At 47.9% G+C, this 13,658-nt stretch carries 12 protein-coding genes; 3 read left to right on the forward strand and 9 right to left on the reverse strand.

Annotated features, from left to right (window positions below; genetic code table 11):
- Nucleotides 1-362 precede the first annotated feature (362 nt).
- Nucleotides 363-1,319 carry a methionyl-tRNA formyltransferase gene (gene fmt / locus Pan54_RS19760; protein WP_146505126.1) on the reverse strand — a complete coding sequence of 319 codons (957 nt, stop codon included), beginning with the start codon at nucleotides 1,317-1,319 and terminating at the stop codon, nucleotides 363-365.
- Between the two features lie 139 nt (nucleotides 1,320-1,458).
- Nucleotides 1,459-2,037, reverse strand: a complete 579-nt coding sequence (gene def, locus Pan54_RS19765; protein ID WP_146505127.1) for a peptide deformylase — start codon at nucleotides 2,035-2,037, stop codon at nucleotides 1,459-1,461.
- Nucleotides 2,038-2,277: 240 nt separating this feature from the next.
- Between def and Pan54_RS19770 the strand changes: the two genes are divergently transcribed.
- Complete coding sequence (locus Pan54_RS19770; RefSeq protein WP_207310183.1) at nucleotides 2,278-3,939, forward strand: glycine--tRNA ligase; 1,662 nt, start codon at nucleotides 2,278-2,280, stop codon at nucleotides 3,937-3,939.
- A gap of 10 nt (nucleotides 3,940-3,949) precedes the next feature.
- Here Pan54_RS19770 and Pan54_RS19775 read toward each other — a convergent pair whose 3' ends face one another.
- A complete protein-coding gene (locus Pan54_RS19775) occupies nucleotides 3,950-4,249 on the reverse strand; it encodes a hypothetical protein (protein ID WP_146505128.1) in 300 nt (99 codons plus the stop codon).
- A gap of 90 nt (nucleotides 4,250-4,339) precedes the next feature.
- Between Pan54_RS19775 and Pan54_RS19780 the strand changes: the two genes are divergently transcribed.
- Nucleotides 4,340-5,470 (forward strand): ISAs1 family transposase, encoded by a 1,131-nt coding sequence (locus tag Pan54_RS19780; protein WP_146501987.1) that lies wholly within the window; start codon nucleotides 4,340-4,342, stop codon nucleotides 5,468-5,470.
- Between the two features lie 2 nt (nucleotides 5,471-5,472).
- Here the strand turns inward: Pan54_RS19780 and Pan54_RS19785 are convergent, their stop codons facing one another.
- The 6 genes from Pan54_RS19785 to Pan54_RS19810 all read right to left on the reverse strand — a co-directional run bounded on the left by Pan54_RS19785 (nucleotide 5,473) and on the right by Pan54_RS19810 (nucleotide 11,244).
- Complete coding sequence (locus Pan54_RS19785) at nucleotides 5,473-6,156, reverse strand: hypothetical protein (RefSeq protein WP_146505129.1); 684 nt, start codon at nucleotides 6,154-6,156, stop codon at nucleotides 5,473-5,475.
- A gap of 245 nt (nucleotides 6,157-6,401) precedes the next feature.
- Entirely contained in the window at nucleotides 6,402-6,980 is a 579-nt protein-coding gene (locus Pan54_RS19790) for a c-type heme family protein (RefSeq protein WP_146505130.1), read from the reverse strand.
- Between the two features lie 152 nt (nucleotides 6,981-7,132).
- On the reverse strand, nucleotides 7,133-7,690 hold the full coding sequence (locus Pan54_RS19795; protein ID WP_146505131.1) for a c-type heme family protein: 558 nt from the start codon (nucleotides 7,688-7,690) through the stop codon (nucleotides 7,133-7,135).
- Nucleotides 7,691-7,772: 82 nt separating this feature from the next.
- Entirely contained in the window at nucleotides 7,773-8,195 is a 423-nt protein-coding gene (locus tag Pan54_RS19800) for an RrF2 family transcriptional regulator (protein WP_146505132.1), read from the reverse strand.
- A gap of 116 nt (nucleotides 8,196-8,311) precedes the next feature.
- Nucleotides 8,312-9,499 carry a tetratricopeptide repeat protein gene (locus Pan54_RS19805; RefSeq protein ID WP_146505133.1) on the reverse strand — a complete coding sequence of 396 codons (1,188 nt, stop codon included), beginning with the start codon at nucleotides 9,497-9,499 and terminating at the stop codon, nucleotides 8,312-8,314.
- Nucleotides 9,496-11,244: a CRTAC1 family protein gene (locus Pan54_RS19810; RefSeq protein ID WP_165441874.1), complete on the reverse strand. Its 1,749-nt coding sequence runs from the start codon at nucleotides 11,242-11,244 to the stop codon at nucleotides 9,496-9,498. The genes Pan54_RS19805 and Pan54_RS19810 overlap by 4 nt, the downstream gene beginning before the upstream one ends.
- Nucleotides 11,245-11,535: 291 nt before the next feature.
- Between Pan54_RS19810 and Pan54_RS19815 the strand changes: the two genes are divergently transcribed.
- The gene (locus Pan54_RS19815; protein WP_146505135.1) at nucleotides 11,536-13,203 is read left to right on the forward strand and encodes a hypothetical protein; all 1,668 of its coding nucleotides are present in this window, start codon (nucleotides 11,536-11,538) and stop codon (nucleotides 13,201-13,203) included.
- The last annotated feature ends 455 nt before the right edge of the window (nucleotides 13,204-13,658 follow it).

The following is a 13,658-nucleotide window of genomic DNA, read 5'->3' on the forward strand; positions in this document are numbered from 1 at the left end:
TCTCTCAAAGAAGAAAATGAGTGTTGAGCAATTCCAAGTTTCCCACATTTTCCATGAGGGTCATTCCTCTTCTCTTTAAAGAAATTAAAATTTCAGTAACAGTATTAAAAGAGAGGGTGAAAAAAGTGGATAAGTAGAAAAAGAAAATATGTAAGTTGTTAAATTTAATAGACTTAAGAAAATATAAGGGCTCAAAGTCCTTGTAGAAAACCTGTAATTTCAATGTGGACTGAGTCAGCGGAAACGTGGAGTAATCGGATAGTTATCCACAGAGGGAATTTCGCAACAATTCAAGAGTCGAGTTAAGCTCATTTCAATAACGATAGGATAACAAGTTTTCGACATCGAATTTCCGATACGAATCAACTCTGGGAACCGAACCAGTCTCCAGATGAGAGGGGTCTTCCGCACAGAAATTCTTCGGAAGACATCATTTTTTTCCCGGCAGGCTGCATGGTTTTGACTTCAATTACACCATCTCCAGTCGAAACGAGAAAACGATTGTCAGAATTGATGATGATTTTCCCGGGAGAACTTGGTTTCAGCGAATGATCAGCCATAACTTCATTGATAACAACACGTTCGGGGGATTTCCCTTCGCGATGTAAAAACGTATAGGAATTCGGCCAGGGTTGCATCGCGCGAATGTGGCAATCGATTTCCCGGCTGGTTTTTGACCAGTCGATTTCGCCTTCTGCTTTGCTGATTTTCGGCGATTTTGTCGCCAGAGAATCATCCTGCACAAGTGGCTGAGCGGTCCCAGATTCCAGTAATTGGAGTGTTTGGAGAAAGGCGTCTGCTCCAACGATCGCCAGTCGATCGTGAAGTTTACCAGAGGTCTCCCGGGGCCCGATGGGGGATTCAATTTTCACAATCATGGGACCGGCATCGAGTTTGGGAACGATCTGGAAGACCGTCACGCCGGAGACATCATCTCCTTTCCAGATGGCATACTGAATCGGGGCGGCTCCGCGATGTCTCGGCAGAAGCGACGCATGCAGGTTATACATGCCGAGCCGAGGGACATTGATGACGTCCGCTTTGAGGATCTGTCCGTAAGCGGCGACGAGCACGACATCGGGCCGAAGGGATTGCAATTTGCGGATGGAATCGGGGGTATTGATGGAATCTGGCTGCAGAACCGGAATGTTCTGTTCGAGCGCAAACTCTTTGAGAGGATGGGGATGCGGCTTTCCACGCGGGTTCACACGATCTGGCTGTGTGATCAGTGCCGAGACCCGATGTTCGGACTCGACGACTGCTCGAAACCCGGGCAAAGCAAATTCTCCGGTCGCCATCATGACTACATTCAACGACACGGCTCAATCCTTTAAGTAGGGTACGCTGTGCGTACCAATGTTGGCTATTTACAAGCACGAAGCGCAAGCGAGTGTGTCAAATCAGCCGTAATTAAACACACTCGCTTGCGCTTCGTGCTTGTATTAATTGATTACAAAATCACGTTCCCGCGGCTAACTTCTTCAATTCCTTAAGGAGTTCGGCATCAGAAGGAGTTTTCTCGCGGGCCTGGGCATCTCGAAACTGGGCTTCGAAATCGTCGACGACTGCTGCGACTTTTTCCCGTTCATCTTTGGTCATCCGGTCTATAAACAGAACGCCATCGATATGATCATTCTCGTGCTGGACCGCTCGGGAGGCGAGGTCATCGAGATCGTAACTGAGCAGTTGCCCCTTTAAATTGTAGGCTTCGACCGTAATTTCCTTGGAGCGCTCGACAGGACCATATAATTCCGGAAAACTGAGGCAGCCTTCTTCGCCAGTCACCTGGCCACGTCGTTTTTTGATGTTCGGATTAATGAAGACGATTTCTTCGTCTTTCTGGTCGGCATCGGCTGTGAGATTGATGATGAACAGCTGGTAAGGCAATGCAACCTGATTGGCGGCCAGGCCGATGCCGTTGGCTGCGTACATCAGCTCGAACATTTCTTCGACGGTTTTCCGCAATTTCGCATCAATTGAGCGGACGGGAGTCGACTTGAAATGGAGAGCCGGGTGGGGGTAAAGAACAATTTCCATAAAATTCACTCAAAACAGTGCATCAAAATATCGGTTTTGATGTCAGTATAGTCTTCCGAGCAGTTGATTTGAAACGAGCCGAACGGGGGAGCAAGTTGAATAGTCACGACCGCATTGCTTGTGCTATTGTTACGAAATACAGACACTCGGCTCGCCTGTGTAAATAAGTAAGTCGATTTCGTCAGGCGGTGCCTGACCTACGACCGAGATTTCTTACCTGAAAATAAAAAAGAAGTGACGATGAGTCAGACCGAAGAAAACACGATGGACCAGATCGTTGGCTTGTGTAAGCGACGAGGATTTTTGTTTCAGTCTTCCGAGATTTACGGAGGGGTAAACGGATTCTGGGATTATGGTCCACTCGGCACCGAGTTGAAGCGCAATGTTCGCGATGCCTGGTGGAAAGATATGGTCGGTGCTCACGACGAATTTTCCACCCTGCCGAATGCAACGAAACCGTTTTCGATGGTCGGGCTGGAATCGTCGATTATTATGCATCCGCAGGTCTGGAAGGTTTCCGGACATTACGATCTGTTCCACGATCACATGGTCGATTGCACCGAAACGAATAAGCGATATCGGTTCGATCATGTTCAGGGTCGTTGGGCTGAAGCGGAGAAGAAGACCAAGTCTGATGATGGAACCGAAACATCTTCGACGGTCAAGGCGTTCATCACAACAATCGCTCAGGCGGATGAGACTCAGGATGCGTTGGTCGCTCAGGCGTTGAAATTCTTTGGACTCAAAGGGAAGTACAAAGATAAGATCAACTGGACGAGTGAGTTGCTCAGCCTCGAAAAGATTGATCAGCTTTCCGAAGCCGTCGCTCCCGATGCCTCTAAAGCGGGAACATTTACCGAGCCACGTGAGTTCAATCTGATGTTCAAAACGACGCTCGGAGCGTTGGGTGGTGAAGACGATGCCGCTTTTCTGCGACCGGAGACGGCTCAAGGGATGTTCGTCAACTTCAAGAATGTGGTCGATAGCAGCCGGGTGAAAATTCCGTTCGGAATTTGCCAGATCGGCAAAAGTTTCCGCAATGAAATCACGCCGCGAAACTTCACGTTCCGTTCCCGCGAATTTGAGCAGATGGAAATCGAGTTCTTCTGCTATCCGGGAGAATCGTCCGAGTGGTACACCTACTGGCGAAACCGACGTTACAACTGGTACACCTCACTCGGCATCAGTCCCGACAATCTCATTCTGCGTGAGCATCACAAAGAAGAGCTGGCCCACTATTCGGTCGGAACAGCCGACATCGAATATGCCTTCCCGTTCCTGCCTCAGGGAGAGTACGGCGAACTCGAAGGGGTCGCTCATCGTGGCGACTTCGATTTGCGTTCGCACATGGAAGGCAAACTCGATAAAGATTTGAATGTTCAACTGAATGAGCATGACCAGCCGAAGTATCGGGGCAGCGGCAAAGATCTGTCGTACTTCGATGATCAATCCCGCGAACGATTCATTCCGCATGTGATTGAACCCTCAGCCGGAGCCGACCGGGCGACCCTCGCATTCCTGTGCGAAGCCTACACCGTCGACGAAGCACCCGATGATAAAGGGAAAATGCAGAGCCGAACGCTGCTCAAGTTCCACCCGCGTCTCGCCCCAATCAAAGCGGCTGTCTTCCCTCTTATCAAAAAAGAAGGGATGCCGGAAGCGGCTGCGGGCATCTATCGCGAACTGCGAGAAGCGGGCATCAATTCGACCTTCGACCAGCAGGGAGCCATTGGCCGCCGCTATCGACGACAGGATGAAATCGGCACACCGTATTGTATTACAGTCGATGGCCAGACCGCCGAGGATCAAACGGTGACTATCCGCGACCGCGATTCTCTGGAACAGGTTCGTGTGCCTCTGAATAAGGTGACTGAAGAGATTCAGGGGCGATTGAAGGGTTGATAAAAAAAGTTTAAAAATCTATAGGTGATGTATACTCGGTAAAATTTAGTTGTTCTGTTATAAGTTTGAAGTTGTCCATTTTACCAATCTTAAAGGGTTTCATTTTGTCGAGTCTGTTTTCCTCAAATAAAACTATTCCTAATTCAACTTTTGATTTTGCCACCCATAATTGTTTTTCGTAAGATGACAAACTGCTATTTTGAATAACTTTTTCCGCTTCTGCATTTAGATCATTTCCTCTAGTTAATTCTCCGACGCGATATTCATCCTGAGCCCAAGCAGACCCAGGGCAATCGCATGAGAATGGCACTGGAAATGCATCTTACCAGTTTCAGTGTTTGAGGCCACGAGGGTCTCGTTATGCGCAGGGACTTTTGCAACTTCGACCGAGGTATTTGCAATGTTTTCCAATCCGTTGTCATTTTTACTTTTCTTTGAAGACCTGGCTGATCCACGAGAGGACTACAAAGTTACCCATTCGCTCAGCGATATGATTTTCCTGGCTCTCTGCGGGGCGGTTGCCAATTGCGATCATTGGACGGAGATTGAAATCTATGCACGCAATCATCTCAAATTCCTCAAGAAATATGTTTCGCTCAAAAACGGAGTTCCCTCACATGATACGTTCAGTCGAGTCTTTTCACGACTCGATCCGGTCGCATTCTCGGAATGCTTGATCAAGTGGGTGGATTCCCTGCAAAGTGATCTCGCCAGCCAGGGCGTGCATCTGGATGGTAAAGTTCTCAGGCGGAGTTTCGACAAAGCTGCTGGCAAGGGAGCTTTAAATGTTGTGACGGCCTGGGCGGGTGATTTGCATTTGTGCCTGGGACAGTTACCGGTCGAGGAAGGCACGAACGAGAAGACTGCGATGCCGAAGTTGATTGAACTACTGGAGCTATCGGGAGCCGTTGTGACTGTCGATGCGGCTCATACAAACAAGTCGGTAGCCCGGCAGTTGCGTGGCAAAAACGCGGACTACGTGATGACCGTCAAGGGGAATCAACCGAAGTTGTATGAGATCATCAATCAGAAGTTTGAGGAGCTTTCTGAGAACGACTTTCAGCATCCCAAAGTTCGGCGTCATACGACACGGGAATCAAACGGAGGTCGGGACGAATATCGACGCTATACTGTCTTTCCTGCCCCTGCCGAAGTGAAACAACTCGGGTGGGTCGATGTGAAATCAATTGGGATGGTGTACCGCGAACGAACGGTCAACGGGAAGACGTCGCAGGAGTTGATCTACTTCATCTCCAGCCTGCCGCCCAAAGTGCGAACCCTGGCTAAGCACGTTCGGGACCACTGGAAGATTGAGAACCAGATGCATTGGTCATTGGACGTCACTTTTGCAGAAGATACAAGCCGAATCCGTAAAGGCGAGGGTGCTGCGAACGCAGCGATCTTCCGCCGATTAGCACTGACAATTTTGAAGAGATACACCGACGAAAAAATGAGCATCCGCTCGAAACGACTCACCGCGAGCTGGAATTCAGAGAATTTATTGCGATATTTAACAGGAAATCAGGCATAATCTCATGCGATTGCCCTGCAAGCAGACCAGAGTCCGGCTTCTGCTTCAGGGCTCTTTTTCTTTTCTGGAAGGTCAGTAATAATTCCCCGTGCCTGATCATAGTAATTTCTACCCATTTCTAAAGAAGTTCTGGGATAATGTTTATAATGAATAGAAGCTAATGCCTGTAGAACTATGATTTTTCCAGTGTGGTCGTTTTGTTTCATCGCCCTTTCACGTGCCTGATTGACGTACCGTTCTGCAGCTTCAATTCCAGAATAAGCGTATGCCATATCAGCTAACATGAGATATTCAGAGGCTGTTACGCTTTCGCGGACTGATGGTTCTAAATCCCGAGCCGCTTCATAATAAATCAATCCTTTCTGTGTAGAAATTTGTCCAGAAGAATTCATTATTGACTGATCTATCATTCCGTCAGAGTAAATTTTTTCAAAATATGCAAATATTTCATCTGTAATGTTATTTGTATTTAATCGATAGCCAACTTCCATGTTGTCATTTTTTCTGCGTGTTTTTTCGACCTCATCAGACATTTTGAATATTAAATCTCGAAAACGATCTCGATCTTCATATTCATATGAAACTTGGTGATTCTCCATCGTATTAAAATAGGATAGGAGGGAAACAATGACAGCAAATACGCTGAATATTGCGACAATCGTATTTTGCCAAGAATTATTACTCATGATTTTTGGTTATTCCAATGCGGAGTTAAACTAATTGAACAAATTTACAATGCCAATTTAATAGAGGCAAATATAGTTTGTCAATTTACCATGAGTCAAAATTAATCCATGATAATGGTTTTTTAACATGGGTTTAGAATCGCTAAGCCAACTAACGTGCTTCGTTCCTTGAAGGCTGAATAATTTAAGCTACGCTATTTTATTTACTGAGATGTATTAATTAGAAATTGTATTGAAGAATAATCTCACTTCTTCAACGGCATAATAATCACCAGACCAGCAGCACGTTCTTTGTTATTGTTTCTGGCGGGGACATGGCATTTGAGGCATTGCGAGGGTAAGCGAATTGCACCGGCATACTTGTAAGTCTCGTCGGAATATTCTTCGAAACGATCTTTGCCTGCGGAAAGAACTTTGACGGCTTTGTGCTCAAATTCTGTTTTCGCCTCGTTATCGAGATTCATCGCCCGTGCATTGACGGCCAGCCAGTTGACCTGGACATCATATGAAGCGGCCAGTTCCTCAAAGACCTCTTCAAGAGAATGGGAGGGAATCTTTTGTCCGGATTCATCATCGAAAAAGTCACGATGAATGATATGTAAGGTGCCGTGTATCGTCTCGTGCAGTAACTTTGCACGTCCTCGTGCCTCGGCTATTGTGGCGGGCAAGTTTTCGTTGTCGATTTCAGGTTTTACGGTGGTCTCGGTTTTGTCCTCGGCCTGGATTGGCGTCTGGACTGAAAAACCTGAAAACGAATACGTTCCGATCAATAGTCCAAAAAGGATGACAGTGGAGGTTTGGGAATGACGCAATTTCAGCTTCATGACAAGCTCTCCGGAAGGATTTGTTAACAGGCAGGAAAAAGTGAGGCTTGATTGCGTTGGCGAGGACCTGTTGAAATCAAATCCTGTGAGCAATTCGCTGGCAGGATTTGATGTTTCTACAGGATGCGTTTAGAGATTTAGCAGCGAGACAATTAGCGAATCGGCATTTCGTAGCAGACAGCACCAATCGCGGCTCCCTTTTTTACATCTTTGTAATGAGGGTGACACATAATGCACTTATCCATGACTACGGGAACAGCTGTCATGGCCAGGAGGAATGATTTGCCATCTTTGTTAACCACATCCTCAACATAACCTTCGCCCGATTTGATTTTTTTGACAGCCTGCTTTTCAAAGTCCGACTTGGCGACATTCTCAGGCTCGTAAGGCTCACCCGTGACATCAATTAAACGGACGTTGTGAAAGCCGGTTTTACTGACCCTGCGAAACAATTCGACTGCGGCACTTCCGGCAGCGAAATCGTCTTCGTCATGCACATATTTATCGGTGACCAGCACAATGGTTTGCTTATAGATGTCATCCAGCATTTTCACCGTGTCGCGAGTTCGTTCAACGGCAGCCGGGGAAGGTTGTTTTCCCTGTTTATTGTTTTTTGCAACGGAGTTTTTTGGTTTTTCGGCTTCTGCAAGCCCAACTGCAATACAAACCATCAGGAACGCAGCGAAACAACCAGTGATGAGCGCTTTCATCAGTGAGATCCTCCAGAGTTTCAAAGGGGAAGTGAGTGACCGATCAGAAAGGAATTTTCTGATCCAGTCGACTCGGGGTAAATTATTGACCAATACGATTCAACTGGCGTGGAGTAGGGGCTACATCGGCGAGAGTGACACTGTTGAGATAGTCCAGTTGAACTCGTTCGGCTTCGGCCAGTACACCTTTCAATTTGCAAAAGGATTGTATGGCACAGACGTTTTCCGTATTGATGCAGTCGAGCAAATGCATATTACCTTCAAACCGCTCGACGACTTCGCCAAGAGGAATTTCATTTGCCTTTTTGGCTAATTCGATTCCCCCACCCAATCCACGGACACTGCGGATGTATCCATATCGAGAAAGCAGATTGACAACTTTGGCAACATGATGTGAGGAAATGCCAAACAAATCTGCGACCTCAGCCACCTTCGCTCGCCCGGAACGAGATGCGAGATACATCAGTGTACGCAAGGCATAATCGGTTTGTGTTGTGAGTTGCATGGAAGCCGTTCGGATAAAACATGTATAAATCGTACATCTTATACTGAAAGTAAAGATAGAGCGAAGGATTGTCAATAGAGTTCGGTAATTCTGAAGGAGTAAGACGATAAGTTTGATTAATTTCCGTCTCTGAGCATCTTTGCCATTTCTTCATTGCCGAACATTTCATACAACTCCGCAACTCGATTTCGTAATGAAACATCGTCGGGATGTTCCCGAAGTTTGTTCGTCGACTCCAGGAGTTCAATGCGAAGGAGTCGGTATTGGCCGGCCAGTTGCTGGTGACGACTCGATTTCTCTTCCTGATCGAGTCGTCGGTAAGCCAGAGCAAGTTTGTAATGAGCTTCGTAGTTCCAGGGTTGAGCGTTAATAACCAATTCCAGATCCTGAGCCGCTTGTTCGTTCTGGTTGAGGTCGATCAGTAATAAGCCTCGGACATGATGAGCGGCTTCCTCAGCCGATTTCCTGCGGGCGATGTAAACGTTCATCAATTCAAGGCCTTTCTCCGCTTGCCCTTCGAGACGACAAATACTCGCTTCCTGCAGGGTAACATCGTTGGCTGAGGGGAATTGCTCTCGATATTGTTCCAGTTCGGTTCGAGCCTGCCCGGCCAATCCCTGATCAATCAACACGGCAATTAACTGCTTGAAAATGCTCTGTCGTTGTTGAGGAATCTTGGAGTATTTCAGAGCATTTCGAAACGCCTGCTCGGCTTCGACATGCTTCTTTTGAGGGAGATAGTATGTTCCAAGAATTCTCCAGGCGGTGGCATCTTCAGAATCTTCTTCGAGAATCTGCTTGCTCGTCTGGATCGCAGCTTCGGCTTTCCCCTGAATCAATTGAACTTCAAGCAGACTTCTCAATACTCTCAATCGTTCTGTTTCCTGAGACACAGCAGCAAGCAGGAGATTTTCCGAAAGATAGTACATCCCTCGTTGGTTTGCGGCCTGGACCAGTTGTAAGATGCTCTCCTGGGATAGTGCTTCGGGTTGCTCGATCATTGTGAGCTGCCCGAGAGCTTCGTCGGCATTTCCCAGACGGATGAGCAATGCGATGCGGAATAATTGGGCTTCGGAATGAGAATTACCCGAGAGCTGAATCGCATAAGCCAGCAATTGCTCGGCTTGCTCCGGATCGCTCGCAGCCAGTTGACTGGCCTGCTCAATCAACTGCTGTGGACGCTGAGTTCGAAACCAGTAATAGCCGCCAGCCAGGCCGATGAGTAGCAATATCAGTAATGCCAGACGAAGTTTTCGCCCGATCGATTTCATGTCTCGTACTGGAGCAGAGCTTTCTTTTTTCATGGATTGGAAACCTCCTCAGTTTTCAGTCCAGATCCTTCGCGGAGCGTGTGATATTTTCTGACATTCCTGTCCTGAAAGAGTTCTCTTTTTCCAGTTGGCCAAAACACTTCGATATCAACTTGCGGAATGGTCTTTTCCAATACAAAGCGGAAACGGGGATCGCTATCACTCAGATAACTGCGACCGTCAATTTTCTGTTGACCATGAGTCAGACTGTGATCGAGGACTTTCACTTTGGACCCGATGGCATCCGTTCCGCTGGTGGTTCCTTCAAGAGTGAGACCGATCCAGTTTTCTGGCGGTTGACGATTAATGAGAATTGAAATCGGGCCATCCTGTTCGGAGATCACCAGATCGGCTGCTCCATCATTATTAAGATCTCCCGTTGCAAGCCCGCGACCGGAGTGCGGCACACTGAACCAGGGTCCCGCCTGGGAAGTCATGTTCTGAAATCGACCTTCCCGATTCTGGAACAGAAACGTCGGTTGCTGATAATCGTATTGGCGATGGCGATAAACGAGATGACCGTTCGTGATCACCAGATCGGGCCAGCCATCGCTATTAAAGTCATCAAACGCAATTCCAAAACCGACATACGGACGGCACAAACCCGCCAGACCATAAGCGGCTGATGAGTGAGCAAACAAGCCTTCACCTTCGTTGATGTAGAGATCGTTATCTTCGAGTTCAAAGTTGGCGACCGTCAGATCAATCAGACCATCGCGATTCACATCGGCAGCATCGACACCCATACTTCCTTCGGGTGCCCCGTATTCGTTGCCGGAAACTCCTGATGAGACCGCTCGTTCGATCCAGGTCCCATCGGCTTGACCGTAGTACATAAAATTTCGCTGAACATCATTGGCGACATACAAATCCAGATGACCATTATTGTCGAAATCGGCTGCCAGAACTCCGAGACCTTTGCCGTCCTGAATCAGGCCGTATTCTGTGGAAGCATCTTGAAATGTCTCATCGGATTGCTGAATGAGCAGGGTATCGCGAGCACCTTCGAAGCTACTGGGAACACAAACATCCCTCAGTCCGGTGTCGGGATCAATACAGAATTCCTTGGGATCTGGTTTCCAGTTGAGGTAGCCGGTGACAAACAGATCGGCTCGACCATCGCGATTGAAATCGGCTATGCAGGCCGCCGTGTTCCAACCGGTCAGGCTCGTGCCAAGTCGTGATGAAACATCGTGAAACGCTTTCCCCTGCTCGTTTTCAAAAAGTCGAGCTGAACCGAAACAGGTGATGAGAAGATCGGGATAATGATCGCTATTGAGATCGCCAACCGTGATGCCGTGGGAATAATCCATTGGGAGATCAAGTCCGTATTCCGTTGTCACATCGACGAATTGAAGATTTCCCTCATTGCGATACAGCCGACCGGGTAGCCCTTTAATTTGAAGATCTTCCATGATTGTCCCTCCCCCAACACAAAACAGATCGAGGTCGCCGTCAAGATCCACATCGAATAATGCCACGCCTCCACCAAGACCTTCAATCATTGTGAAATGGCCAGCAGAGCGTCCGGAATGGTAGGTGAAATCGACGCCGGATTGAGCCGTGATGTCTTCAAACCAATCGGAATCGGTCGGTTCGGTTGGTAGAAACTCGCTCGTCAGAATCAAATTTTGAAACTCGTCATCCAGAGAAGAGACATCGGCGATCTCTGGCTTTGCTGGTTTAGAAGAAATGGATTCCTTACATCCACAAAACAGCAGTAGAAGTGCAATTGTCACGTATCGGCACATCAATGGGTTTACATCAAGGGATTCGGAAGAGAGGAGATTACGTTTCATAAATTTCGACAATATACGTAGTTCACGAAGGTGTCAAATTCGAGCCGCAGGCTGCGGTTTGCGAAAGCATCAATTCCTGCGTATGATCGTTTGTACTCTGAGTGAAGGTACGAATTTCTTTCAGCAAATGCGTGTGTAAATTTCTTGTTTAGCCAGAGGGTTCATTTATTAATAATGACTGTGCTAAAAAATGAGCACCGTTACGAATAGATCATCCAGAAGGAACGAACGATGTCAGTTTCCCGAACTACTCAGCCTGATTCTTCAGCCAGTCATGAACCGGTCGGAATGCCGATGGGAATGCTGCTGGAATTAATGGTAAATGATGCTGAGGTCATTTCTGAATTGAAGCAATTCGAAGAAGGGGAGCCGCGCGATCAATTCGTGCTACGAGCCTTGAAAGTCGGCGTGCTGGCCTTAAAACAAGCACGAGGAGAATTGGATGCCGAGACAATTCGGCATGAAGGCAAGCAATTGATGACCACCCTTCAGGGACGGCTCGAAACGCATGCTCAACTCCTGCAGAACACGGTCGATGCTCAGCTGAAACAGTATTTCGATCCGGAATCGGGTCGCCTGCACGAGCGGCTGCAACGCTTGCTCAGACAGGATGGCGAGCTCGAACAGGTGCTGCAGAAACATATCGGCGAGCAGGATTCGGAACTCGTGCGGACGCTTTCTGCTCATCTCGGTAAGGAGAGTCCACTGCTGCGACATCTCGATCCCGATGATTCCAAAGGGCTACTCAGCCTGCTGCGGCAAACGGTCGATGAAGAACTCAATCAGCAACGTGAGCGGATTCTGCTTGAGTTTTCGCTCGATCATAAAGACGGGGCGTTAACGCGATTCATTCGGGAACTGACGGAACGTCAGGGAGAACTTTCGGGCGATCTGACGAAGAAAATCGATCTGGCAGTCGAGCAGTTCTCACTCGATAATGACGACTCGGCTTTGAGTCGACTCGTTCAGAATATGAAGCAGGCACAAAAGACAATCAGTGCAGAATTTTCGTTGGATGAAGATAAGTCGGCTCTTTCTCGACTGAAGCGAATTTTGGAATCGACGCAGAATTCGATTAACTCTCAGCTGACGCTCGATGATGAAAACTCGTCTCTGGCCCGGTTGCGGAAAGAACTGACAGACATTCTGCAGGAGCAGCACAAAACAAGTCGGGAGTTTCAGCTGGAAGTCACTTCGACACTCAATGCGATGCAGGTTCGCAAAGAGGAAGCCGCCCGAGGGACGCAGCATGGAATTGAGTTTGAAGAGTCCCTGCTCTCGTTTCTCGAATACGAAACCAAGAAAACGGACGACATCATCACAGCAACCGGAAGTACAACGGGCCGCATTAAGAATTGCAAAGTGGGCGATGTGACCATCGAAATGGGGCCGGAGTCAGCCGCTCCCGGAGCAATGATTGTGATCGAAGCCAAAGACAAACTGAAATATCAGATCGCTCAGGCCCGCGAAGAAATTGCGACCGCACGCGATAACCGCGGCGCTCAGGTCGGGCTGTTCGTGTTTGCCCGCAACAACGCCCCGGCTCAACTTGAATCGCTCACCCGAATTGGCAACGATGTTTTCACTGTCTGGGATCCGGAAGATTCCGATACCGATCTCTTCCTGAGAACCGCCATTACTCTAGCCCGGGCACTCTCCGTGCGAGCCAAACAACATCAGGAATCCCACACGGCTGACTTCCATGAAATCGACCGAGCGATCCTCGAAATCGAAAAACAGGTCGCCACCATGGACGACATGGAAACCTGGGTCCGCACCATCTCCAACAACAGCGACAAAATCCTGAAAAAAATCGGCACCATGCGAAAGTCTCTGCTCAATCAAAGCGAAGTGCTCAAAGAACGCACAGAGTCTTTGAAGGTGATTGCCCAGAATTGATGTTGAACAGAAAAATAGGGTACGCTCTGCGTATCTTCCAAGGATAATGATGGTCTTTATTCGTCGTATTATAAACGTGCGTATACTTCTGGCGGGACTTTTTTCTTCACCGCAAAAACGGAACAAAACGCTACCATTTTTGATAACGATTCAGCTGTCAAATTTCTCAGCAAAGTATTCCGTGAAGCAAAACGGTTATGGCCCACTGAAATCAATGCCATTGTGATATTGCCCGATCACCTCCACACAATTTTTGACCTTGCCTGACGAAGACGCTGACTTTTCAATTCGCTGGGCTTGGTTGAAAAAAGAATTCACCAAACAATATTTAAAGAATGGTGGCTTGGAACAACCGGTTTCCGAATCAATAATCCGGTATCAGCGAAGAGGAGTTTGGCCGGGTGCCATGCTCAAGCTTGGGTGAGCATGGAATGTGCGGATGAATTCAACACAAC

The organism is Rubinisphaera italica (assembly GCF_007859715.1).
Classification (GTDB): domain Bacteria; phylum Planctomycetota; class Planctomycetia; order Planctomycetales; family Planctomycetaceae; genus Rubinisphaera; species Rubinisphaera italica.